General features: G+C 65.0%; 18 protein-coding genes. 12 read left to right on the top strand and 6 right to left on the bottom strand.

What is annotated here, in order from left to right:
• Positions 1-29: 29 nt before the first annotated feature.
• A complete protein-coding gene (locus NY08_RS24275) occupies positions 30-1,517 on the top strand; it encodes a molybdopterin-dependent oxidoreductase (protein ID WP_045199258.1) in 1,488 nt (495 codons plus the stop codon).
• A 19-nt stretch (positions 1,518-1,536) separates the two neighbouring features.
• Here the strand turns inward: NY08_RS24275 and NY08_RS24270 are convergent, their stop codons facing one another.
• Together NY08_RS24270 and NY08_RS24265 are read right to left on the bottom strand one after the other, a co-directional pair.
• The gene (locus NY08_RS24270) at positions 1,537-2,478 is read right to left on the bottom strand and encodes an adenosine deaminase (protein WP_045199256.1); all 942 of its coding nucleotides are present in this window, start codon (positions 2,476-2,478) and stop codon (positions 1,537-1,539) included.
• Positions 2,479-2,488: 10 nt separating this feature from the next.
• Positions 2,489-3,280: an enoyl-CoA hydratase/isomerase family protein gene (locus NY08_RS24265; protein ID WP_045201077.1), complete on the bottom strand. Its 792-nt coding sequence runs from the start codon at positions 3,278-3,280 to the stop codon at positions 2,489-2,491.
• Between the two features lie 89 nt (positions 3,281-3,369).
• Between NY08_RS24265 and NY08_RS24260 the strand changes: the two genes are divergently transcribed.
• Positions 3,370-4,515: an acyl-CoA dehydrogenase family protein gene (locus NY08_RS24260; RefSeq protein ID WP_032396497.1), complete on the top strand. Its 1,146-nt coding sequence runs from the start codon at positions 3,370-3,372 to the stop codon at positions 4,513-4,515.
• Between the two features lie 67 nt (positions 4,516-4,582).
• Here NY08_RS24260 and NY08_RS24255 read toward each other — a convergent pair whose 3' ends face one another.
• The 3 genes from NY08_RS24255 to NY08_RS24245 all read right to left on the bottom strand — a co-directional run bounded on the left by NY08_RS24255 (position 4,583) and on the right by NY08_RS24245 (position 7,144).
• Complete coding sequence (locus NY08_RS24255; RefSeq protein WP_045199255.1) at positions 4,583-6,037, bottom strand: DHA2 family efflux MFS transporter permease subunit; 1,455 nt, start codon at positions 6,035-6,037, stop codon at positions 4,583-4,585.
• A 9-nt stretch (positions 6,038-6,046) separates the two neighbouring features.
• The gene (locus NY08_RS24250) at positions 6,047-6,652 is read right to left on the bottom strand and encodes a PadR family transcriptional regulator (protein WP_045199253.1); all 606 of its coding nucleotides are present in this window, start codon (positions 6,650-6,652) and stop codon (positions 6,047-6,049) included.
• 288 nt (positions 6,653-6,940) lie between these two features.
• Positions 6,941-7,144: a cold-shock protein gene (locus NY08_RS24245; RefSeq protein WP_008714360.1), complete on the bottom strand. Its 204-nt coding sequence runs from the start codon at positions 7,142-7,144 to the stop codon at positions 6,941-6,943.
• A gap of 174 nt (positions 7,145-7,318) precedes the next feature.
• Between NY08_RS24245 and NY08_RS24240 the strand changes: the two genes are divergently transcribed.
• The 8 genes from NY08_RS24240 to NY08_RS24205 all read left to right on the top strand — a co-directional run bounded on the left by NY08_RS24240 (position 7,319) and on the right by NY08_RS24205 (position 20,541).
• On the top strand, positions 7,319-8,071 hold the full coding sequence (locus NY08_RS24240; RefSeq protein WP_052683930.1) for a GNAT family N-acetyltransferase: 753 nt from the start codon (positions 7,319-7,321) through the stop codon (positions 8,069-8,071).
• 57 nt (positions 8,072-8,128) lie between these two features.
• Positions 8,129-9,145, top strand: coding sequence for a glutathione S-transferase family protein (locus tag NY08_RS24235; protein WP_045199251.1), 1,017 nt, complete (start codon positions 8,129-8,131; stop codon positions 9,143-9,145).
• A 29-nt stretch (positions 9,146-9,174) separates the two neighbouring features.
• On the top strand, positions 9,175-9,894 hold the full coding sequence (locus NY08_RS24230; RefSeq protein ID WP_045199250.1) for a hypothetical protein: 720 nt from the start codon (positions 9,175-9,177) through the stop codon (positions 9,892-9,894).
• 43 nt (positions 9,895-9,937) lie between these two features.
• On the top strand, positions 9,938-10,777 hold the full coding sequence (locus tag NY08_RS24225) for an LLM class F420-dependent oxidoreductase (RefSeq protein WP_032396493.1): 840 nt from the start codon (positions 9,938-9,940) through the stop codon (positions 10,775-10,777).
• Positions 10,778-10,899: 122 nt separating this feature from the next.
• Entirely contained in the window at positions 10,900-11,943 is a 1,044-nt protein-coding gene (locus NY08_RS24220) for an ABC transporter ATP-binding protein (RefSeq protein ID WP_045199249.1), read from the top strand.
• Entirely contained in the window at positions 11,940-12,710 is a 771-nt protein-coding gene (locus NY08_RS24215) for an ABC transporter permease (protein ID WP_045199247.1), read from the top strand. Before NY08_RS24220 ends, NY08_RS24215 begins: the two co-directional genes overlap by 4 nt.
• Before the next feature lie 182 nt (positions 12,711-12,892).
• Positions 12,893-16,627, top strand: coding sequence for an ABC transporter ATP-binding protein (locus tag NY08_RS24210; protein ID WP_045201073.1), 3,735 nt, complete (start codon positions 12,893-12,895; stop codon positions 16,625-16,627).
• Positions 16,628-16,737: 110 nt separating this feature from the next.
• On the top strand, positions 16,738-20,541 hold the full coding sequence (locus NY08_RS24205) for a multifunctional oxoglutarate decarboxylase/oxoglutarate dehydrogenase thiamine pyrophosphate-binding subunit/dihydrolipoyllysine-residue succinyltransferase subunit (RefSeq protein ID WP_082073933.1): 3,804 nt from the start codon (positions 16,738-16,740) through the stop codon (positions 20,539-20,541).
• Positions 20,542-20,771: 230 nt separating this feature from the next.
• Here the strand turns inward: NY08_RS24205 and NY08_RS24200 are convergent, their stop codons facing one another.
• Complete coding sequence (locus NY08_RS24200) at positions 20,772-21,431, bottom strand: TetR/AcrR family transcriptional regulator (RefSeq protein WP_045199244.1); 660 nt, start codon at positions 21,429-21,431, stop codon at positions 20,772-20,774.
• Between the two features lie 69 nt (positions 21,432-21,500).
• On the opposite strand from NY08_RS24200, the gene NY08_RS24195 reads away from it, so the two are divergent.
• Together NY08_RS24195 and NY08_RS24190 are read left to right on the top strand one after the other, a co-directional pair.
• Positions 21,501-23,072, top strand: coding sequence for a flavin-containing monooxygenase (locus NY08_RS24195; protein WP_045199242.1), 1,572 nt, complete (start codon positions 21,501-21,503; stop codon positions 23,070-23,072).
• Positions 23,069-23,902 (top strand): SDR family NAD(P)-dependent oxidoreductase, encoded by an 834-nt coding sequence (locus NY08_RS24190; RefSeq protein WP_032394119.1) that lies wholly within the window; start codon positions 23,069-23,071, stop codon positions 23,900-23,902. Before NY08_RS24195 ends, NY08_RS24190 begins: the two co-directional genes overlap by 4 nt.
• Positions 23,903-23,908 lie beyond the last annotated feature (6 nt).

Here is a 23,908-nt window from a genome sequence, read left to right as displayed (position 1 = left end):
TCACCACGAATTCGCTTACATTGGAGCGAGTGAGCACAGGAAAACGCGCGCTGTCCGGCATCGTCGCCGCCGGAGTCGTCCTCGGTGTCGGCGAATTGATTGCCGTGCCCATCGGACCCAACTCGTCACCACTGACCGCCGTCGGGTCCTCGGCCGTCGACAACAGTCCGGCCCCGATCCGTGAATGGGCCATCGACACGTTCGGTACCTCCGACAAGCTCGCCCTGTTCGTCGGCATGGCCGTGGTGATCGGCGCGATCGCCGCGGCCGCAGGAATCGCCCGCAAGCCGATCGGTGCCGTGGTGTTCGCCGCACTGGGCGTTGTGGGCGTACTCGCAGCAGTGACTCGACCCGACGCCACCGCGCTCTACGCAGTCCCGACCATCGGCGGCGTCATCGTGGGCATCGTCGTGCTGCACGCCCTCATCGGTGCCGCCGCCCCTGCAACCGAAGGCATGAACCGACGTAGTTTCCTGACCCTCGCCGCCGGTGCCGCGGTACTCGGCGTCGTTGCCGGGACAGCCGGCCGGATGCTGACCTCCGCCCGCGCCGTCACCGCGGATCGACTCGGCTTCATGCTGCCCACGCCCACTCCGCAACCCCCGATCCCGGCCGGGGCGGACCTGAAGATCAACGGCCTCGCGTCGTACATCACCCCGAACGACGACTTCTACCGCATCGACACCGCGCTGGTCGTGCCGCGGGTGGCGTCGGATACGTGGTCGTTGCGGATCCACGGCATGGTGGACCGCGAGATCGAGCTGACGTTCGCCGACCTGGCGCAGCGTCAGGCGGTGGAGAAGACGGTCACCCTGACCTGTGTCTCCAACATCGTCGGCGGCGACCTCGTGGGCAACGCGACGTGGATCGGCTATCCGCTCAAGGACATTCTCGAAGAAGCAGGCATCTCACCCGACGCCGACATGGCACTGTCGTCGAGCAGTGACGCCTTCACCGCGGGCACTCCCCTCGAGGTGCTGCTCGACGGCCGCGACGCGCTGCTGGCCGTCGGAATGAACGGCGCACCGCTGCCCGTCGAACACGGCTACCCGGCGAGGCTCGTCGTACCCGGTCTGTACGGCTACGTCTCGGCGACCAAGTGGGTCACCGACATCGAGATCACCCGCTTCGACCGCGCGACGGCATACTGGACCGACCGCGGTTGGGGCGCACTCGGGCCGATCAAGACCGCCTCCCGCATCGACACCCCGCGATCGGGCAGTTCCGTGCCCACAGGGAAGACGGTCATCGCCGGCGTCGCCTGGGATCAGCACACCGGTATCGACGCCGTCGAAGTGCAAGTGGACGAGGGCAACTGGGTGCCGGCCACACTGTCCGAGGAGTACTCCAAGGACACCTGGCGGCAATGGACCGTCGAGCTGGACCTGCCCTCGGGCCAACACGCGATCCGAGCCCGCGCCACCAACTCCGCGGGCGAGCTGCAGACCAACCAGACCGCCGACACCGTTCCCGATGGTGCCACCGGCTACCCGCGGATCTCGGTGACAGCGACCTGATCCGGACAGTCGCGCTGATCTAGACAGTCGCGAAGCTCGCGCGAATCGAGTTCTCGGCCAGCTGCTTTCGCTCGGCCGTGGTGAGACCCATTCCCGATGCGAGGGCCGCGAAGTTGTCGTCGACGTAGCCACCGAAGTAGGCGGGATCGTCGGAATTGATCGACACCGACAGGCCGCGCTCGAGCATCTGCCGCAACGGCAGCTGGTCGACGTTGTCGATCACCTTGAGCCGAACGTTGGAGAGCGGGCAGACGGTGAGCGGAATCTGTTCCTCGACAAGACGATCGACCAGTGCCTCGTCTTCGAGGCATCGCACTCCGTGGTCGATGCGCTCGACCTTCAGCAGATCCAGTGCCTGCCAGATGTAATCCGGCGGCCCTTCTTCGCCCGCATGCGCGACGACGTGCAGTCCCTCGGCCCGCGCCTTGGCGAACACGTCGACGAACAGTGACGGCGGATAGCCCACCTCGGCGGAATCGAGACCGAGACCGATGATGGGGGCCTGCATCGCCAACAGATCGTCGAGTAGTTGGTTGGCGTGCAGCACCGGCTTGTCCCGCAGGATCGACGCGATCAGCCCACTGGTGACGCCGAACTCGCGCTCGCTGGAGGCGCACGCGTCGGCCAATCCGTCGACGACGGCCTCGAGGGGGACGCCGCGCTCGGTGTGCGCCTGCGGATCGAAGAAGATCTCCGCGTGTGTCACCCCGGCCTGCGCCGTGCGGCGAAAGTAGGCCCGAGCGAGATCGGCAAAATCCTCGGCAGTGCGCAACACGGCCATGTTGGCGTAGTACAGATCCAGGAACGACTGCAGGTCGGTGAACTCGTACTTCGCCCGCAGTTCGTCGATGTCGCTGTACGGCAACGACAATCCGTTACGCTCCGCCAGCTCGAATATCAACGGAGGTTCGAGTGACCCCTCGATGTGCAGGTGCAGTTCGGCCAGCTGATCAGTACTCACTCACCCGATGCTACTTGCCCGTGTACGTCGCCTTACCCGGACCGACCTCGAGGAAGCTCTTCACCGCACCCCGCAGATCCTCTGTTTCGAACAGGGCACCGGAGACCTCCGAGGTGACCTCGTCCGCATGGGCCACACCGCCCGAACGCCACGCTGCCACAATCTGTTTCGTCGCCGCATGTGCGACCGTGGGGCCGTCGGCCAGTCGATGCGTCAGCGCGAGGGCCGCGGCATCGACGTCGTCGTGAACCTGATTGACCACGCCCCACTCCTTCAGCGTCTGCGCGTCGTACAGGTCACCGGTCATGACGAGCTCACGAGCCCGACCCGAACCGGCCCGCTCGGCGAGGCGCTGCGGGCCACCCATCGACGGCGTCAACCCGACGACGGTCTCGACCAGACCGAACTTGGCCTTGGGACCGGCGAGAATGATGTCGCAGGCCAGCGAGATCTCGAACGCGGCGGTGAGCGTCAAACCGTGCGCGGCGTAGATCACCGGGCAGGGCAGCGCCTCGAGCGGATGAGCAATCTGTGCGAACAGACCCCGCCACAGATCCGCACCCTGTGCGGCGGACAGGCCCTCGAACACATGGACGTCGACACCTGCGGAGTTGACCTTGCCCTCGGCGCGAAGCAGCACCGCACGAGGGGGCCGCGCGACGAGGTCGGCAACGTTCGCTGCCACCGCGTCGAACATGGCCTGATCGAACAGATTGAGCGGGCCGTGGTCGAAGGTGAGGACGGCGACCTCGGCGCCTGCCGCGGTGGTGGATCGAACGAGCGAAGTGGGTGCGTCAGCCATGGTTCGCATAGTGCCACACCGGTCTCGGACGGTTGTTACCAACGAGTATTGTGCGCAGGTAACTCACCGTTACCGAGAGGAACAGATAGATGAAGCGCAGCCTGTTCGAGGCCGATCACGAGGACTTCCGTGCGTCGGTGCGCGAGTTCGTCACCCGCACCATCACACCGGTCGAGGAAAAGCTCGTCGAACAGCGATACATCGACCGCGAGATCTGGCTCGAAGCAGGTCGCAACGGATTCCTGGGCCTCGAAGTGCCCGAGGAATACGGCGGCAGCGGAGCCGAGGACTACCGATTCAACGCCGTCCTCGCCGAGGAACTCGCCCGCTCGAGTGCCGCGGTGGCGTCGTGCTTCGGTATTCACGTGGACATCGTCGCTCCCTACCTGGTCAAGCTCACCACCGAGGAGCAGAAGAAGCGCTGGCTGCCCGGCTTCTGCAGCGGTGAGATCCTCACGGCGATCGCGATGACCGAGCCGTCCGGCGGCTCGGATCTCGCTGCGCTCAAGACCACCGCCGTCAAGGACGGCGACGACTTCATCATCAACGGTTCGAAGACCTTCATCACCAACGGCAACTCCGCGGACCTCGTCATCGTCGCGACTCGTACGACGCCGGAGAAGAAGGCCAAGGGCATCACGCTCTTCGCCGTCGAGAACGGCACCGAGGGATTCTCCCGTGGCCGCAAGCTCGACAAGGTCGGTCAGCCCGAGTCCGATACGGCCGAGCTGTTCTTCGAGAACGTTCGGGTGCCCAGCTCGAACATGATCGGCGAGTTCGACGGTGGCTTCATCCACATGATGCAGCTGCTCCCCCAGGAACGCATCAGCTGCTCGGTCGCCAACCTCGGACACGTGCGCCCGATCCTCGAGGAGACGCTGCAGTACGCCAAGGACCGCAAGGCCTTCGGCCAGCAGATAGGTTCGCTCCAGTGGAACAAGTTCCTGCTCGCCGAGCTCGTCACGAAACTCGATGTGGCACAGGCCTATATCGACAACTGCATCGCCGCCCACGGAATCGGTGAGCTGACGGCCATCGACGCAGCCAAGGCGAAGTGGTGGAGCTCGCAGGTACAGAACGAGATTCTCGACCACTGCGTCCAATTGCACGGCGGCTACGGCTTCATGAACGAGTACCGCGCCGCCCGCGCATGGAAAGACGCTCGCGTGACGAAGATCTGGGCCGGATCGAACGAAATCATGAAGGAACTGATCGGCCGCGATCTGGGCCTGTAGTGCGCTTCGCGCAGTGGTGCGGATAAGTGCCGCAGGGGGGACCCAAACGCACCACTGCCGCAGGCACTTACTTGAACGCCGGCCGAGCGTAGAAGCAGACCGCGATCATGCCGACGATCAACACCGCGGCGGGCAGGATCAGTGACTGGGCCATGGCGGTGGTGAAACCGTCACGCAGCATCTCGGGCACTCGGCCGGCGAATTCGTTTGCCCCCGAGGCAGATCCACCGGTGGGCAGTTCGGCGGCCAGGCGAGACTGGATGAGAGCGCCGATGCCCGCACTACCGAGCACGGAGCCGATCATGCGGGTGGTGTTGTAGATGCCCGAGCCTGCGCCGGCCTGACTCATCGGAAGATTACGAGTTGCCGTGGCCGCCAGCGGAGACCAGATCAATGCGTTGGCCACGCCCATTGCGGCGACGGGGAGCAGCAGCTTCCAGATCGCCGTGGTGGGTGTCATCTCGTACGCGAACCACAGCAGTGATGCGGCCAGGATGAACAATCCCGAACCGGCGATGTAGCGGGGATGTGTCCTGTCGACGAGCTTGCCGACGTTGGGTGCCAGAATGCCGGTCAGCAGTGCCATCGGCACGAACAGCAGTGCCGATCGGGTCGGGGTGAGCCCGGTGACGCTCTGTGCGTAGAACATGATCGGCAGCATCATGCCGGACATCGCGAAACCCATTGCGGCGATGCCGATATTGGAGAGCGAGAAGTTGCGATCACGGAAGAGCGCCAACGGGACCAGCGGTTCGCTCTTGTTCACCGACTGCCAGTAGACGAACCCGGCGAAGACGAGTAATCCGACACCGATCAGGATCCAGATACCTGTCCCCCAGTCGTACTTCTGCCCTTCCTGAATACCGAAGACGATGCAGAACAGTCCGACGGCACTGAGTGCGACACCGAGCAGATCGAACTTGTGGTCGTTGGTGGGCAACACCGGAACGAACTTGAGCGCCAAGGCAATTGCAACTACACCGACCGGCAGATTGATGAAGAAGATCCACTCCCAGCCGAGTGAGTCGACCAGGACGCCGCCGAGGATCGGGCCGACGAGTGTCGCCACACCGGCGACGGCTCCCCACGCGCCCATGGCGGTTCCGCGTTTCTCGGCGGGGAACACTCGGGTGATCACGGCCATCGTCTGCGGGGTGATCATCGCAGCGCCGAGACCCTGCACGGCACGCGCAGCGATGAGCATCTCGATGGATCCGGACAGCCCGCACCACGCCGACGCGAGGGTGAACACGACCAGACCGGCGATGTAGAGGTTTCTGGGACCGAACTTGTCACCGAGTCGTCCGGTGACGAGCAGCGGCACGGCGTAGGCCAGCAGATACGCACTGGTGACCCAGATGACGTTGTTGATATCGGTGTTCAGACCAGCCAGGATCGCCGGCTGAGCGACGGCAACGATGGTGGTGTCGACCAGAATCATGAAGAATCCCAGGCACAGCGCCCAGAGCGCGGGCCAGGGTTTGATCTCCTGCTGCGGCGGAGCGGTCTCGACGGCGTTCATACTGTTCTCCTAGTCCCGATCCGTCAGGGTCGTGTGGTGTGCGGAAATCTCGTGCGGCCACGGCAACGCGCCGCTCTCGACGCGGTCGATGTAGCTCGTCAACCAGTTCACTTCGGCGGACAACATGTGGTAGGTGTAATCGATTCCGGCCCAGTAGATTTCGGACACCTTGCGTTCTGCGGCCAAGCGCTGGTAGCCGGACAGTTCCTCGATCTCGAGCGACAGGTCTTCGATACGCGCACGGAGCAACGCGATTGCCTGGGACGCCGGTAGGTTGTGCATCTCGGACAGACCGAGGGTGAACTGCGGATACTCACGCACCGGGGTGCGGAGGATCTCGGTGAGCCGGTCGACGAGAACGCGTCGGCCGGCGGGCGTGATCTCGTAGGTGGTGCGCTCGGGTCGGTTGCCGCCGCGGTCCGTTCCGACCTCGGCGACCAGTTCCTGCCCGTGGAGTCGCGCAACGGCGTGGTACAGCGACCCCGGTCGAACCTTGACGATTCGATCTTCCTTGCGCTCCAACAGCAGTTGGTACATCTCGTAGGGATGCATGGCACCTTCCGAGAGCAGTGCCAGGACCGATACGCCCAGCGGGTTCACTGCCGCCTCTCGCATCGCACTCCCTCCCGATACCCCAGTCGAATTATTCCAACTGGAATATAAGCTCGCGAGAAGACCGATTGCAACCAGGACAATGCTCCGACCTGGGGATCAATCGGACATACGGCACATGATGTCCGGGAAATGCAGAAGGGACATCGACCGAGGTCGATGTCCCTTTCAACAGACGAAGGCCGGATACTCGGAATCTCTTCCGTGTATCCGGCCTTGTCACCGAATTTCTGGTGGAATTTACTTCGAGAAGCTTACTCCACCAGGAGAAGTCGGGTTACGAAGCTTGAATCAGATGGCGCGGACGCCGGTAGCCTGGGGGCCCTTCTGACCCTGGCCCACCTCGAACTCCACGCGCTGGCCCTCGTCGAGCGACTTGAAGCCGCTACCCTGAATCTCCGAGTAATGAACGAAAACGTCCGGTCCGCCACCATCCTGCTCGATGAAGCCGAAGCCCTTTTCGCCGTTGAACCACTTCACACTGCCCTGCGTCATTCTGTAAACCTTCTGTAAGCGAGCTAGATCTTCACGTCGAAGCTCTAATCTCAAATCCGAGTCTGCCATCTATCGGCGCTGAGCGAAACACCGGGGGCGAAAAAGTTCGAAAGATTGCTTTGGGACGGTGAAACCGAAATGGCGCCCTGCGGCCCTGTGGCTAATGTTTCGAGCGTGAATTCCCCTCTGCCCGACGCGGGTCCGTTCGATCGCCACCGACTCGACATCGTCCGGTTGGCGTGGTGTCGACAGCTGCAGATGGACGATCGAGCCCTCGACACCGACTCCGACCGCGTCGAACATGTCGGTGCCACCGAGGACATCACCGTCCTGCGACTGGCCGAGACCACGCTGATCTCCGGTCCGTCCTGGGCGGTGGACGCCTCGCGCGCACTCACCGGCCATGCCGGTACCGACCGCACCTGGATCTCGGCGCTGTTGGGTGACCGATCCGAGCGCTACGACATCGGTACACACACCGTGGCCTACGGGTCGGACATCGGCCACACCATCGACGTACACGATCCGCTGATCTCCCACGAAGCGGAGCATGCGCGCAACCTGGCTGCGCACTGCAGTGAAGCCGACGTCGCCGAGGCATTCGACGAGCCGGTCTCACGGCACTGGTTCACTCTGCTCGGCGACGACAGGCCGGCGGACTCGGCGCACTCCCTCGCGTCGGCCGGCTACTCGGAGCAGCAGTTGATCCTGGCCGACATGCGTGTCCTGACGGACCCGAACCATCGCCGACGAGGCCACGCCCAGGTGGTCGGCAGGCTGGCGACCAACGACGCCATCGACGACGGCCTGATTCCGCAATGGCGATCGAGACCGGAGAACGCCAGTGCTCGACGCCTCGCCGCGCGGCTGGGCTACGTGGAGATCGGCGTCCGTCACACCGCGGTGCTTCGCGGCGATCACGGTTGAGGTACCTCCGGACTGGGTAGCGTCGTCGGGGACCGATCGATGCGAGGAGTGAACACAATGGCAGACGATGCCGCCTACGTGGAACCGGGCAAGGAATTCACCCGCGACACCAATTACATTCCGACGCGAATCACCGCGGACGGCCGAGACGGCTATCCGGTGGAACCCGGTCGGTATCGACTGATCGCCGCACGCGCCTGCCCGTGGGCGCATCGGTCCATCATCGTGCGTCGCCTCCTCGGGCTGGAAGACGTGCTGTCCCTTGGCATTCCGGGGCCGACCCACGACCCGCGCAGCTGGAACTTCCAGGAAGAGCCAGGTGGCGTCGACTCCGTTCTGCAGATCCCGAGGTTGCAGGACGCCTACTTCGCTCGATTCCCGGACTACGAGCGCGGCATCACCGTCCCCGCCATCGTCGACGTTCCCACCGGCGAGGTCGTCACCAACGACTACCCGCAGATCACCCTCGACCTGTCGACCGAATGGACGCAGTACCACCGCGACGGTGCCCCCGATCTGTACCCGGAAGCGCTGCGCGCCGAGATCGACGAGGTCGCCGATCTGGTGTTCCGAGACGTCAACAACGGCGTCTACCGCTGTGGATTCGCCGGCTCGCAGGAGGCGTACGAAAAGGCCTACGACCGCTTGTTCGCGCGCCTCGACTGGCTCGTCGAACGCCTGTCCACCCAGCGCTACCTCGTCGGCGAGCACATCACCGAAGCCGACGTGCGCCTGTTCACCACCCTCGTACGCTTCGATCCCGTCTACCACGGCCACTTCAAGTGCAATCGCAGCAAGCTCAGCGAAATGCCGGTGCTGTGGAACTACGCACGCGATCTGTTCCAGACGCCCGGATTCGGCGACACGGTCGACTTCGACCACATCAAGCGGCACTACTACGAGGTGCACACCGACATCAACCCGACGGGGATCGTGCCCAAGGGCCCGGACCTGGCAGGGTGGCTCGAACCCCACGGCCGCGAATCCCTGGGAGGATCACCGTTCGGCGACGGAACCGCTCCCCCGCCGCCCAAGCCGGACGAGCTCGTTCCAGCCGACCACTGGGTGCACTGACTCACCACCCTCCACGAGAAAGAGGCCCCATGGCCGGCAAGAAGGACGACGCACATCTCGACGTCGGAGGTGGAGGCAAGCTCGAACGCGCGCTGGTCAACATCCTCGACAACGCCAGCCGCCTCCAGGGACCCGCCGTCGACAAGTACGTCGCGCACGTGCGTCGAGCACACCCGTACGACACCCCCGCGCAGATCATCGAACGGCTGGAGAAGCGGTTTCTGCTCGCGGTCACCGGCAGCGGTTCCGCGGTGGGCGGTGCCGCGGCGATCCCCGGCGTCGGGACCGTCGCCTCGCTCGCAGCGGTGGGTGCCGAAACTGCCTTCTTCATCGAGTCCTCCGCACTGCTGACACTGTCGGTGGCCGCCGTACACGGCATCCCCGTCGAGAACCACCAGCAACGACGCGCCCTGGTGCTCTCGGTTGCGCTGGGCGAGTCGGGAATGCAGATCGTGCAACGGACAGTCGGCAAGACGGCGAAGAACTGGGGGCCGCTGATCACCTCCCGCATCCCGGGCGGCTCGATGACCAGCATGAACAAGTCGCTGGTGAAGAAGTTCATCACCAAATACCTGGCCAAGCGCAGCGCGCTTCTGGTCGGCAAGATGCTTCCCGCAGGCATCGGTGCGGCGATCGGCGGCGCAGGCAACCGCGCAGTCGGCAAAGGTGTCATCAAGAATGCCCGCGATGCCTTCGGCCCGCCGCCTGCTCGGCTCCCGGAGAATCGGGTCATCGAACCGGACGAGTGACCGGCAGCGGAATCTTCGTGACTCTGCCGCGTTGACTTCGAACATGACTTCCACACCTGAACTCGGCAAGTACGGCGTCTGGCGACTGCACTCGGCGTTCACACCCGAACTGTCCCGGGCGATCGAATCCTTCGGCTACGGGACGATCTGGCTCGGCGGCTCGCCGCCCGCGGACCTGACCACCAGCGAGGAGATCCTCGACGCCACCGAGACGGTCGTCGTCGCCACCGGCATCGTCAACATCTGGTCGGACGCAGCGGCCGACGTCGCCGCGTCGTATCACCGGTTGGAGAGCAAGCACCCGGGCCGATTCGTCCTCGGAATCGGCGCAGGCCATCCGGAGGCGACGCAGGAGTACACCAAGCCGTACGACGCTCTTGTCGCCTACCTCGACGCTCTCGACGAGGCCGGAGTCCCGGTGGAGCGACGCGTCCTCGCTGCGCTCGGACCGAAGGTGCTCGCGCTTGCGGCCGACCGCACCGCAGGTGCGCATCCGTACCTGACCACCCCCGAGCACACCCGTGAAGCACGCCAGGCGCTCGGACCGAACAAGATTCTGGCACCCGAACACAAGGTGGTCCTCGAGTCGGATCCGGAGCAGGCACGCTCGATCGGCCGACCGCCGGTCAACAATCCGTACCTGCACCTGCGCAACTACACCAACAATCTGAACCGACTCGGCTACTCCGACGAGGAGATCGGCGACGGCGGCAGCGACCGACTGATCGACGCGTTGGTGGCGCACGGTACCGCCGACGCGATCGCAGCACGGTTGAACGAGCACATCGATGCAGGTGCTTCGCACGTGACACTGCACTCGCTGCCCGACATGGCCGATCCGCTCGAGACCTACCGAGAGATCGCCGCCGCGCTGCATCGCTGACGCGGGACGGCTCGCGCACGTGTAGCCGCACCGGATGTCGGTCGCACCCCGTAGCCTCGAGTACCGGTTGCCGCGCGCAGCCGGTACTCGAGGTGACCTACGGCCAGGGGGATTGTGCACAGATGTCCAGCTATCCGGGAGCGGCGCTCGAAGCGCAAGCACTGACCAAGCAATTCGGCACAGTTCGCGCGGTCTCGGACCTGAGCTTCGTCGTTCCGCGCGGAACGGTCACCGGATTCCTCGGCCCCAACGGATCGGGCAAGACGACGACGCTGCGCATGCTCCTCGGACTCGTCGCTCCCACCTCGGGTGTCGGCCTCGTCAACGGCATGCCGTTCCGCGCGGCGACCCACCCCGCCCGCACGGTGGGTGCCGTCCTCGACTCGCTGAGCCTGCACCCCAAGCGCAGCGCCGCACACCACCTGAAGATCTACACCGCTGCGATCGGCATACCCGACAGCCGCGCGCTCGACGTCCTGCACCTCGTGGGGCTCGGTGACGTCGCCGACCGCGCCGCAGGCGGTTTCTCGCTCGGCATGCGTCAGCGCCTGACGTTGGCGACAGCTCTGCTGGGGGATCCGGAAATCCTCGTGCTCGACGAACCCGCGAACGGTCTCGACCCCGAAGGAATCGCCTGGCTGCGCGACTTCCTCAAGGCATTCGCCGCGTCGGGTCGCACCGTGCTCGTATCGAGCCACATCCTGCGCGAGATCGAGCAGACCGTCGACAATCTGGTGATCGTCAGCGCCGGCGCACTCGTGTACCAGGGTTCCATCGCGCAACTGCGATCGACGCGTCCGAGCCGCGTACTGGTGGCCGCATCGGACCCCGCAGCTTTGGCATTGGCGTTGGCTTCGAATGGGTTCAACGACAGCCAACTGCTTCCCGATGGACGCATCGGCGTCGCCGGTCCCGACGCGGCGACGATCGCCCGCATCGCGGCCGCCGCCCAAGTGACGATCTTCGGGACCACCGGCGAACACGTCGACCTCGAGCAGGTGTTCCTGTCGATGACCACGGGTCAGTACAACGCCGCACCCGTTCGGCAGAATCCCCACGGTTACGGCCCGCCGGGTCCTGCGCAGGGTTACGGCCCACCGCCGGGGTACGGCGCTCCGCCGCAGAACTACGGTCCGCCACAGAACTGGAACGGGGGTCAGCGATGAACGCACTGCTGACGTCGGAGATCCGTAAGGTCACCACACTGAAGTTCTGGTGGGCGCTGGCGATCGCCCCGATCGTCGTCGGAGTGTTCGCGTCCGTCATCACGTCGGTGATCGCGAATCAGCTGGGTGAATTCGAGGAGGACCTGGACATCTCGGGTGGCGTCGCCTCGATCGGCCTGTACGTCGCCGCCGGTGCCGCGATTCTGTTCGCCGGGATCTTCGGTGCCGTCAACGCCGGAACCGAATTCCGCCACAAGACCATCACCACCAGCTTCCTGACCGCTCGCGGCCGCGACGGGGTGATTGCCGCCAAACTCGTCGTCACTGCGTTGTTCGGCCTCGGATACGGCCTGGTGGTGCTGCTGGCCAGCTTGATCTGCCTGCTGATATTCAACGAACGGACAGTGCTGCTGGACGGCGCGTTCGTCGGCGTGGTGTTGTCGTGCCTCCTCGCAGTCGTGCTGTGGTCGATGATCGGTGCCGGCCTGGGTCTGCTGCTGAAATCTCCGACGTGGGCCGCGATCGTGCTCGTCGCCTGGCTGCCGTTCGGCGAGGGTCTGCTCTCGCTGATCCTGTTCGGACTCGGGCTCGGATCGGTCGCGGTAGCGCTGCCGTCGAACCTGACTCTGCCGACCATGGCGGCGACTCAACTCGACGACGCCGGCGACCTGGCGTCGTGGCCGTGGGCACCGCTCGGACTCGCGGTGTGGGCCGCGATCCTCACCGGCGTCGGCTGGTTCCTGGCCCGCACCCGCGACATCGACTGACGTCGCTTCGTTCGCGGGCCGACCCTGTCGGTACTCGGGTCTACCGTGGTGAGGCGATGGCACACAGTAATGCGGTGAAAGACCGTGCAGCGGCACCCGGACTCAGCTCGTCGAGACTCGACAGTGCAGAACCCGCGTCGAGGCCCCGGCGTGGGTGGATCAGACGTCTGATCGCGCAGTGCATGCTGCATCGACGCACCGCACTCGGAGCACTGGGCGTGACGATGATCGCCGCGGTCATCGACATCTCGTTCCCGCTCCTCACCAGAGTCGCCATCGACGACGCGACGGCCGGCAGAGGTGAGAAGATCGCCGCCGTCGCCGCCGCCATCGCACTGTTGGGCCTGGTGCGTTTCGCGTGCCAATTCGGTCGACGCATGCTCGCCGGCCGGCTCTCGATCGACGTCCAGCACGATCTACGCCTCGACCTGCTCGCGTCACTGCAGCGGCTCGACGGGCGCAAGCAGGACGAGATCCGTACCGGGCAGGTCGTCTCGAGATCGATCACCGACCTCCAACTGGTGCAGGGGCTGCTGGCCATGGTGCCGTTGTCGGCGGGAGCCGTCCTGCAGTTCGTGCTGGCGCTGGCTGTGATGGCGTATCTGTCGCCGCTGCTCACCGTTGTCGCGGTACTCATCGTTCCTGCGGTCGGCATCGTGGTCTACCGAATTCGGCCCACTCTCTTCGCGGCCACCTGGTCGGCGCAGCAACGCGCCGCCGATCTGGCACAACACGTCGAGGAGACGGTCACCGGCGTTCGGGTGGTCAAGGGCTTCGGGCAGGAAGCCCGCGCGGTCGATCGCATCGAGACCCTGGGTCGCAGGTTGTTCGCCGAGCGCATGCGGTCGGCGAAGATCAACTCACGGTTCGCACCGTCGATGGCCACCATTCCTCAACTCGGTCTGGTCGGAGTCATCGCTCTCGGCGGCTATCTGGCCCTGGAAGGCCACATCACGATCGGCACCTTCCTGGCCTTCGCCACCTATGTCGCGACTCTGTCCGCCGTGACCCGCACCGTCTCGTCGGTGGTGATCATGGCCCAACTCTCCCGCGCGGCCGTCGAGCGCGTCTACGAGGTGGTCGACACCGAGCCGTCCGACCCGGAACCGGCCGAACCCGTCGCGTTGCCCGACGGCCCGCTCGGAGTCCGTATCTCCGAGGTGACCTTCGGATTCGAACCCGAACGCGACGTGCTCACCGGCCTGGACCTGACCATCTCGCCCGGTGAGACGGTGGCCGTCGTCGGTCACGCGGGCTCGGGAAAGACCGCACTCGCACTCCTGCTCCCCCGCTTCTACCGCCCGACTCGGGGGCAGATTGCGCTGACGTCCGACGGAACGTCGATCGACATCGACGACCTCGACTCGACGTCGCTACGCGAGGCGGTCTCGCTGGTGTTCGACGAGCCGTTCCTCTTCTCCGACACCATCGCCGCCAACATCGCCCTCGGCAGGCCCGACGCCACCGCGGAGGACATCAGGCATGCGGCGCGGCTCGCGCAGGCCTCGACGTTCGTCGAGGCGCTCCCCGAGGGATACGACAGCCTCGTCGGCGAACGCGGCCTCACTCTCTCGGGCGGTCAGCGCCAACGCATCGCACTGGCCCGCGCTCTTCTCGTGGAACCGCGAATTCTCATCCTCGACGACGCCACCTCCGCCGTGGACGCCGAGACCGAGGCCGCCATCTTCGACGCGTTGCGCGGCGTCCGTACTCGCGCGACTCTCGTTCTCGCACATCGCCGTTCGACCCTGACACTGGCCGATCGCGTCGCCGTCCTCGACAACGGCCGCATCATCGACACCGGAACGGTCGACGAACTGGATCGGCGCTGTCCGTTGTTCCGGGCCCTCCTCGCAGGAGGGGACGGCGACGCGAACGACGACACCGACCGGGAACCGACAGCGGAACCGTCCGCCGACACGCTCTGGCCCGAGTCCGCGGCGGAGGCGACCGTCGAGCCCGGCGCGGTGTCAGCGCCCGCGCCCGGAGGCGGAGGTGGCCACGGAACTGCGATGGCGGGGGCCTTCGGCTCACTCGCGCCGACTCCGGCGATCTCCCGGGCGGTCGCGGCGCTGCCGCCCGCGACGGAGGATCCGGCTGCATCGGGAGCCGCACTTCGTCGACCCGACCCGGAATTCCGGCTGTCGAGACTGCTGAGCCCGGTGCGGTTGTTGCTGGCAGCGGTGGTGGTGCTCCTCGCGCTGGACTCACTGGCCTCGATCGCGTTCCCCTCGCTCGTTCGCTACGCGGTGGACAGCGGGGTGGCCGGCGGAGACTCGAACACCCTGTGGATCGCCACCTCGATCGGTGTCGTGTTGGCTGCGGCGAGTTGGTTCGTCGTCTGCTGGACGACGGTCATCACGGCGCGAGCAGGCGAGCGAGTGCTCTTCGGACTCCGGGTGCGCAGTTACGCGCACATCCAACGGCTCGGCCTGGACTACTACGAACGCGAACTGTCGGGTCGCATCATGACGCGAATGACCACCGACGTCGATGCGCTGTCTTCCTTCATCCAGACCGGAGCCTCGACCGCAGTGGTCAGCGTGCTGACCGTCGTCGGCATCGCCGCCGCACTGCTCGTCACCGACCCGGCACTGGGACTGGTGGCGCTGGCGGTGGTGCCGCCCCTCGCCGTGGCCACCGTGATCTTCCGGCGCATCTCGTCGGCGGCGTACTCGACATCTCGCGAGCGCATCTCGATCGTCAACGCCGATTTCCAGGAGAACGTCACGGGACTGCGCGCCGCGCAGGCGTACCGACGCGAGGAGTACGCCGCATCCCGGTTCGCCGAACGCTCCGACCGCTACCGGGTGAGCCGGATGCGGTCGCAGACCGCGATCTCGGTGTTCTTCCCCCTCATCACGTTGCTCTCCGACATCGCCCTCGCCGTCGTCGTGTTCGTCGGCGCGCATCAGATCGCCACCGGCACCACCACTGCGGGCACTCTCGTGGCGTTCGTGCTCTATCTCGGGCTGCTCTTCGGTCCGATCCAGCAGCTATCGCAGGTGTTCGACGGTTACCAGCAAGCACGTGTCGGTGTCGGCCGCATCGGTGATCTCCTCCGCACCACGAGTTCGATCGAAGCGAACACCAAATCGGACACCACCGCACTCCCCGGCGGACGCCTGCACGCCGACATAGAACTCGTCGACGTCGGTTTTCGGTATGCCGGAGCACAGTCCGACGCCCTGAGTGAGGTAAATCTCACCATCCCCGCCGGCACCACCGTCGCGTTGGTCGGGCGCACCGGCGCGGGCAAATCCACGGTCGTCAAACTGCTGGCCCGCTTCTACGATCCCACCTCCGGATCGGTGCGCGTCGGCGGCCACGATCTACGCGACTATCGCCTCTCGGACTACCGGCACCGACTCGGCGTCGTACCGCAGGAAGCGCACCTGTTCACCGGGACCGTCGCGTCGAACATCGCCTACGGCAGGCCCGACGCCACCCGTGCCGACATCGAGAACGCGGCCCGATCCGTGGGAGCTCTGAGCACCATCGCCGCACTTCGCGGCGGTATGCACCAACCCGTCGGCGAGCGCGGTCAAGGGCTGTCCGCGGGTCAACGACAGCTGATCGCACTGGCCAGGGCCGAGCTGGTCGACCCCGACCTTCTCCTGCTCGACGAGGCCACCGCCACGCTCGATCCCGCGACCGAACGCACCGTGCTCGCAGCGAGCAGTGCCGTCGCACGCACCCGCACCGCGGTGGTCGTCGCGCATCGCTTGGCGACCGCCGCACGAGCGGATCTGATCGTGGTCGTCGACGGCGGCCGTATCGTGGAAGTAGGTCGACATTCGGAGCTGCGCACGCAGGGCGGGTTCTACGCGCAGTTGTGGACTGCAGCCGAAACGAACCGAGGGAATAATTCGATAGTCCAAGGTGTCATCGACAACGAGGCCGATGGTTACCGGTGAGTACATATCACAGCTACGTCCCGGACGCACGTGAGCTGGACCAAAGGTCTAGCCTGGACACGTACGCGCGCTGAACGGGAACGAAGACAGAAACGAGGCGAACTACTGCCGTGAGCAGCAGCTCTACTACCCAATTCGGACAAAATCAATGGCTGGTCGACGAGATGTACCAGCGATTCAAGAAGGACCCTTCATCCGTCGACGCGAGCTGGCACGAGTTTCTGACCGGTTACGACCCCGATGCAGCGACCGACGAGACCGCCGGATCCAACGGTGCTGCCGGTAACGGCGCATCCTCGAACGGCAGCTCGACCAAGTCCGCGCCTCCCGCAGCGCCCGCGCCACCAGCCAAGACGGCCGCTTCTGCTTCCGACAAGACCGACGCGCCGAAGGCCGCAGCACCCAAGGCAGCTCCGAAAACCGCCGCTCCCAAGGCCGAGGCCTCGAAGCCTGCCGCCGCCAAGCCTGCCGAGAAGAAGGCAGCACCGGCGAAGTCCGCTCCCGCAAAGCCCGCCGCAGCCGAGTTCGGCGAGGAGTCGAGCAAGGTTCTGCGCGGCGCTGCTGCAGCGGTGGCGAAGAACATGTCCGCCTCGTTGCAGATTCCGACCGCGACCAGCGTCCGTGCGATCCCGGCCAAGCTCATGGTCGACAACCGCCTCGTGATCAACAACCATCTCGCTCGCACCCGCGGCGGCAAGATCTCGTTCACGCACCTGCTCGGCTACGCCATCGTGCAGGCCGTCAAGGCGTTCCCGAACATGAACCGCCACTTCGCCGAGGTCGACGGCAAGCCGAACGCAGTGACTCCGGCAGCGATCAACCTCGGTCTCGCGATCGACCTGCCCGGCAAGGACGGCAACCGTTCCCTCGTCGTCGCCGCCATCAAGAACACGCAGGACTTCACGTTCACGCAGTTCTACAACGCGTACGAGGACATCGTGCGTCGTGCTCGCGACGGCAAGCTCACCGGTGAGGACTTCCAGGGCGTCACAATCTCGCTGACCAACCCCGGTGGAATCGGAACCGTGCACTCGGTGCCGCGTCTGATGAACGGTCAGGGAGCGATCATCGGCGCAGGTGCGATGGAGTACCCGGCAGAGTTCCAGGGAGCCAGCGACGAGCGTCTCGCCGAGTTCGGCGTCGGCAAGCTCATGACGCTGACCTCGACGTACGACCACCGCATCATTCAGGGTGCGGAGTCGGGCGATTTCCTCAAGACGATCCACAACCTGCTGATCAGCGACGAGTTCTACGACGAGCTGTTCCACTCGCTGAAGATCCCCTACGAGCCCATTCGCTGGCGCAAGGATCTGCCCGAGGGCACGGTCGACAAGAACACCCGCGTGCTCGAGCTCATCGCTGCGTACCGCAACCGCGGTCACCTGATGGCCGACACCGATCCGTTGCAGTTCACCAAGGACAAGTTCCGGATGCACCCGGACCTCGGCGTGATCAGCCACGACCTCACGCTGTGGGACCTCGACCGCGAGTTCAAGGTCGGCGGATTCCACGGCAAGGACAAAATGAAGCTGCGGGACGTGCTCAGCGTTCTGCGCGACTCGTACTGCCGCCACGTCGGCGTCGAGTACACCCACATCCTCGAGACCGAGCAGGTCTCCTGGCTGCAGGAACGCGTCGAAGCCAAGCACGTCAAACCGACTGTGGCGCAACAGAAGTACATCCTGAGCAAGCTCAACGCCGCCGAGGCGTTCGAGACGTTCCTGCAGACCAAGTACGTCGGGCAGAAGCGGTTCTCGCTCGAAGGTGCCGAGTCGGTCATCCCGATGATGGACTCCGTCATCGACCAGAGCGCCGAATACGCCCTCGACGAGGTCGTCATCGGTATGCCGCACCGCGGCCGCCTGAACGTGCTCGCCAACATCGTCGGCAAGCCCTACTCGAAGATCTTCACCGAGTTCGAGGGCAACATGAACCCGGCCGCTGCGCACGGCTCCGGCGACGTGAAGTACCACCTCGGTGCCGAGGGCACGTACATCCAGATGTTCGGTGACAACGACATCAAGGTCTCGCTCACCGCGAACCCGTCGCACCTCGAAGCCGTCGACCCGGTTCTCGAAGGCCTCGTTCGCGCCAAGCAGGACCTGCTGGACAAGGGCACCGGCCAGGGCGGCTACTCCGTTCTGCCGCTGATGCTGCACGGAGACGCCGCATTCGCAGGCCAGGGCGTCGTCGCCGAGACATTGAACCTGTCCGATCTGCGGGGCTACCGCACCGGCGGCACCGTGCACATCGTCGTCAACAACCAGGTCGGCTTCACCACCTCGCCGGAGTTCTCGCGTTCGTCCGAGTACTGCACCGATGTGGCGAAGATGATCGCCGCGCCGATCTTCCACGTCAACGGCGACGATCCCGAGGCCTGTGCCTGGGTCGCTCAGCTGGCAGTGGACTTCCGTCAGAAGTTCCACAAGGACGTCGTCATCGACATGATCTGCTACCGCCGTCGCGGACACAACGAGGGCGACGACCCCTCGATGACGCAGCCGGCGATGTACGACGTGATCGACACCAAGCGCAGCGTCCGCAAGAGCTACACCGAATCGCTCATCGGTCGTGGAGACATCTCGCTCAAGGAAGCCGAGGACGCACTCCGCGACTACCAGGGCCAGCTCGAACGCGTCTTCAACGAGGTACGCGAACTCGAGAAGTACACCCCTGAGCCCAGTGAGTCGGTCGAGCTCGATCAGCAGCTGCCCGCCAAGCTCACCACGGCCGTCGACAAGGCCGTGCTGCACCGCATCGGCGATGCGCACCTCGACGTTCCCGACGGCTTCAACGTGCACCCGCGCGTCAAGCCGGTTCTCGAGAAGCGCCGGGAAATGGCGCACGAGGGCAAGGTCGACTGGGCCTTCGGCGAGCTGCTGGCACTCGGATCGCTGGTGGACGAGGGACGCAACATCCGCTTCTCCGGCCAGGACACCCGCCGCGGCACGTTCACCCAGCGCCACTCGGTGATCATCGACCGCAAGACCGGTGCCGAGTACACCCCGCTGCAGAACATCGGCAGCGACAACCCCGGCAAGTTCATGGTCTACGACTCCGCTTTGAGCGAGTTCGCAGCCGTAGGCTTCGAGTACGGCTACTCCGTGGGCAACCCGGACGCACTGGTGATGTGGGAAGCGCAATTCGGCGACTTCGTCAACGGCGCACAGTCCATCATCGACGAGTTCATCTCGTCCGGTGAAGCCAAGTGGGGTCAGCTCTCCGACGTCGTGCTGCTGCTGCCGCACGGCCACGAAGGTCAGGGACCCGACCACACGTCCGGACGCATCGAGCGCTTCCTGACACTGTGCGCCGAGGGCTCGATGACCGTCGCACTCCCCTCGACCCCCGCGAACTACTTCCACCTGCTGCGCAGGCACGCGCGTGACGGCATCCGTCGCCCGCTGATCGTCTTCACCCCGAAGTCGATGCTGCGCAACAAGGCAGCGGTGAGCAACATCGAGGACTTCACCGACGGCAAGTTCCACTCGGTGTTCGACGAGCCCACCTACGACACCGGCACCGGTGACCGCAGCGCGGTCAAGCGAGTGCTGATGGTCAGCGGCAAGCTCTACTACGAGCTCCTCGCTCGTAAGCAGAAGGACAACCGCGACGACGTCGCGATCGTTCGCGTCGAGCAGCTCTACCCCGTGCCGGTTCGCCGCATCAGGGAAGCACTCGAAAGCTACCCGAACGCAACGGAATTCCGTTGGGTTCAGGAAGAGCCTGCGAACCAGGGTGCGTGGCCTTTCTTCGGTCTCGCACTGCCCGAGCTCATGCCCGAGAAGCTGGTCGGCATCAAGCGCATCTCCCGTCGCGCCATGTCCGCCCCGTCGTCGGGATCGAGCAAGGTACACGCCGTCGAGCAACTCGAAATCATCGACGAGGCCTTCAAGGCAGTCGGCGAAGACTAGAAACACTCGCGACAGCGGCCCACTCCTTCGGGGGTGGGCCGCTGTCGTCGTTTCTGGGCTCCCCCGTTCCGCGTCAATGGACCACTACATGCGTCTGCGCAGTACGACGGTCCATTCACGCGACCCCCGGACACGAGTGAATGGACCCCTGCATACGTCTGAGGAGTGCAATGGTCCATTGACGCGGGGCGGGGGCGCGCGGCGGGGCGGGGGCGCGCGGCGGGGCGGGATCAGGCGTCTGCGGCGGCGTCTCGGTCGGCACCCAGGAGTGCGGAGATCATGTCCGGTGCCAGCGCGACGGCAGGCAGAGCATTGACGTTGAGGTCGATCAGTTCGTCGCGGCCGAGCTCCGGTGCGGTGAGCCAATTGATGGTCGTTTCCTCGACGAATGCGATCCAGCCGCGAACGGCCAGCACGATCGTGGGGGTCACCTCGATGTCGAGTCCCCCGAGTTGCGCGAGGGTTCGCTCGGCCATGGCGGAGCGAGTCTCCTCGAACACCGCGCGCATCTGCGGATCGCCACTGGGGGTGCCGCGCAGGAGTGAGACGTACATCTGTCGCTTGTCGGTGACGTAATCGACGTAGTTGGCGATGGAGTCGCGCAGAATCTCGTACGGTGGCAGCGACGGATCGGGTGCGGTGCGCTCGAGCATGACGCGCGAGGATTCACGCACGATTTCGAGGTGGAAGTCCTGCTTGGAGGCGAAGTAGTGGAACAGCAGACCTCGGGAGACGCCGGCTTGATCGGCGATGTCCTCGACGGAGATCTGCTCGAGGGGGCGGTCGGCGAGCATTTCGGTACCGAGCTCGATCAATTGGGCTCGTCGTTGTTGCGGACTGAGTCTCGTCCTCTTCGTGGTCGGTGCGCCGGGACTGTTCACGACCGCCATGCAACCACCCTACTGAATGTTAGTCAATAACTATTGACTCACACTCAATAAGCTTCTACGCTCCCCTACATGAGTCTTCCCGTAACAGATACTTCGGACCGTGCAACGACGCCGCGTCACGTCGATACGCTGATCATCGGCAGCGGTTTCGCCGGCCTCGGTGCCGCGATCAAGCTGACGAAGGCAGGCAAGAAGGACTTCGTCGTCATCGAACGTGGCCACGACGTCGGCGGCACCTGGCGCGACAACACCTACCCCGGTGCTGCCTGCGACGTGCCGTCGCACCTGTACTCGTACTCGTTCGCCCTGAACCCGAACTGGACTCGGTCGTTCTCCACACAGCCCGAGATCCAGAAGTACATCGCCGGGGTGGCGCGCAAGTACGGCGTCATGGACAAGCACGTGTTCGGCACGGATGTGACCTCGGCCCGCTGGAACGCCGAGACCAACCGCTGGGATGTCCAGACCACCTCCGGCAACTACACCGCGAAGATCGTCGTCTCGGCCGTCGGCGCACTGTGTGAGCCGAATCTGCCCGACATCAAGGGCATTCACGACTTCGAGGGCGACGTCTTCCACTCCGCTCAGTGGAACCACGACGTCTCGTTGGCGGGCAAGCGCGTCGCCGTCATCGGCACCGGTGCCTCCGCCATCCAGATCGTGCCCGCCATCGCAGGCCAGGTGGAACATCTGGACGTGTACCAGCGCACCGCGCCGTGGATCCTTCCCCGCGCCGATCGCCCGTACACCAAGCTCGAGCGCTTCGCCTTCAAGCACGTTCCCGGGTTCCAGCGCCTGTCGCGGGCCGGCATCTACGCGATGCGCGAGACCCAGGTCGTCGGTCTGGCCAAGGCTCCGGCCTTCATGAAGCCGCTGCAGTGGGCGTCGGAGAACCACCTGCGCACCCAGATCAAGGACAAGGCACTGCGCGCCAAGGTGACGCCGAACTTCCGCATCGGCTGCAAGCGCATGTTGATCTCCAACGCGTACTACCCGGCTCTCGCGCAGAGCAACGTCGACCTCGTGACCGACGGCATCGCCGAGATCCGCAAAGGATCGATCGTCACCAAGGACGGCACCGAGCGCCCGATCGATGCGCTCGTCGTCGCCACCGGCTTCCACGTCACCGACTCCCCCGCCTACCAGGGCATCATCGGCAAGGACGGCCGCACGTTGGCCGAAACCTTCGACGACGGCGGCCAGCAGGGCTACAAGGGGGCAGCGGTCGCGAACTTCCCCAACATGTTCTTCCTGGTGGGACCGAATACGGGCCTCGGCCACACCTCGATGGTCTTCATGATCGAATCGCAGATCAACTACCTCGTCGACGCGTTGGACACCATCGACAAGCACGACATCGGCACCATCGAGGTGCGCAAGGACGTGCAGGACGAGTACAACGTGACGTTGCAGGATCAGCTCGCCAAGAGCGTGTGGATGAACGGCGGATGCGCCAGCTGGTACCTCGACAAGCACGGCAACAACACCACGCTGTGGCCGGGCTTCACGTTCGAGTTCCGCAGAATCACCAAGCAGTTCGATCTCGATGCGTACCGTAGCGTCGCTACCGCAGACCTGCCCTCCGGATCGTCGGCGAACAACTCCGCCGGCAACAACACAGACAAGGTGTCCGCACGATGAGCACATTCACAGGCAAGGTGGCCGTCGTCACCGGCGCGGGTTCGGGAATCGGCCGCGCACTGGCTCTCGAGCTGGCCGGCCGTGGCGCGAAACTGGCGTTGTCCGACGTCGACACCGCCGGACTCGACGAGACGGTCCGACGAGTCGAAGCACTCGGCGCCGAGGTGAAGTCGGATTTCCTCGACGTCTCCCAGCGCGAGACCGTCCTGGATTACGCCGAGGCCGTCGTCGCGCATTTCGGCAAGGTCAACCAGATCTACAACAACGCAGGCATCGCCTACCACGGTGACGTCGACAAGTCCTCGTTCAAGGACATCGAGCGCATCGTCGACGTCGATTTCTGGGGAGTCGTCAACGGCACCAAGGCTTTTCTGCCGCACATCCAGGCCTCCGGTGATGGCCACATCATCAACATCTCCAGCCTCTTCGGACTGTTGGCGATTCCGTCGCAGTCCGCGTACAACGCGGCCAAGTTCGCCGTACGCGGGTTCAGCGAATCGCTCCGCATCGAGATGTTGATCTCGAAGGCTCCGGTGAAGGTGACCGTGGTTCACCCCGGTGGCATCAAGACCGCCATCGCTCGCAACGCCACCGTGGCCGAGAACTACGACCAGGCCGATTTCGCGAAGTTCTTCGACACCAAGCTCGCCAAGACCACCCCGATCGACGCGGCCAAGACCATCCTGAAGGGTGTCGAGAAGGGCAAGGGACGCGTTCTCATCGGTTCCGACGCCATTGCACTCGACCTGCTCCAGCGCATCACCGGATCGCGTTACCAGGGCCTGATCGCCGCAGTGTCCAAGCGCGCGCTGCCGCGCACGAAGAAGTAGGCGGGT

The sequence above is a fragment of the Rhodococcus sp. B7740 genome, from assembly GCF_000954115.1.
In the GTDB taxonomy this organism is placed as follows: domain Bacteria; phylum Actinomycetota; class Actinomycetes; order Mycobacteriales; family Mycobacteriaceae; genus Rhodococcoides.
This window is presented reverse-complemented; position numbering and strand designations above follow the sequence as displayed.

Excerpts from the sequence above, each read along its gene's own strand:
- NY08_RS24265 (WP_045201077.1), bottom strand. The coding sequence starts at position 3,280 with ATGGCTGACGCACCCACTTCGCTCGTTCGATCCACCACCGCGGCAGGC.
- NY08_RS24260 (WP_032396497.1), top strand. The coding sequence starts at position 3,370 with ATGAAGCGCAGCCTGTTCGAGGCCGATCACGAGGACTTCCGTGCGTCG.
- NY08_RS24255 (WP_045199255.1), bottom strand. The coding sequence starts at position 6,037 with ATGAACGCCGTCGAGACCGCTCCGCCGCAGCAGGAGATCAAACCCTGG.
- NY08_RS24250 (WP_045199253.1), bottom strand. The coding sequence starts at position 6,652 with ATGCGAGAGGCGGCAGTGAACCCGCTGGGCGTATCGGTCCTGGCACTG.
- NY08_RS24245 (WP_008714360.1), bottom strand. The coding sequence starts at position 7,144 with ATGACGCAGGGCAGTGTGAAGTGGTTCAACGGCGAAAAGGGCTTCGGC.
- NY08_RS24235 (WP_045199251.1), top strand. The coding sequence starts at position 8,129 with ATGGCAGACGATGCCGCCTACGTGGAACCGGGCAAGGAATTCACCCGC.
- NY08_RS24230 (WP_045199250.1), top strand. The coding sequence starts at position 9,175 with ATGGCCGGCAAGAAGGACGACGCACATCTCGACGTCGGAGGTGGAGGC.
- NY08_RS24225 (WP_032396493.1), top strand. The coding sequence starts at position 9,938 with ATGACTTCCACACCTGAACTCGGCAAGTACGGCGTCTGGCGACTGCAC.
- NY08_RS24220 (WP_045199249.1), top strand. The coding sequence starts at position 10,900 with ATGTCCAGCTATCCGGGAGCGGCGCTCGAAGCGCAAGCACTGACCAAG.
- NY08_RS24215 (WP_045199247.1), top strand. The coding sequence starts at position 11,940 with ATGAACGCACTGCTGACGTCGGAGATCCGTAAGGTCACCACACTGAAG.
- NY08_RS24210 (WP_045201073.1), top strand. The coding sequence starts at position 12,893 with ATGCTGCATCGACGCACCGCACTCGGAGCACTGGGCGTGACGATGATC.
- NY08_RS24200 (WP_045199244.1), bottom strand. The coding sequence starts at position 21,431 with ATGGCGGTCGTGAACAGTCCCGGCGCACCGACCACGAAGAGGACGAGA.
- NY08_RS24195 (WP_045199242.1), top strand. The coding sequence starts at position 21,501 with ATGAGTCTTCCCGTAACAGATACTTCGGACCGTGCAACGACGCCGCGT.
- NY08_RS24190 (WP_032394119.1), top strand. The coding sequence starts at position 23,069 with ATGAGCACATTCACAGGCAAGGTGGCCGTCGTCACCGGCGCGGGTTCG.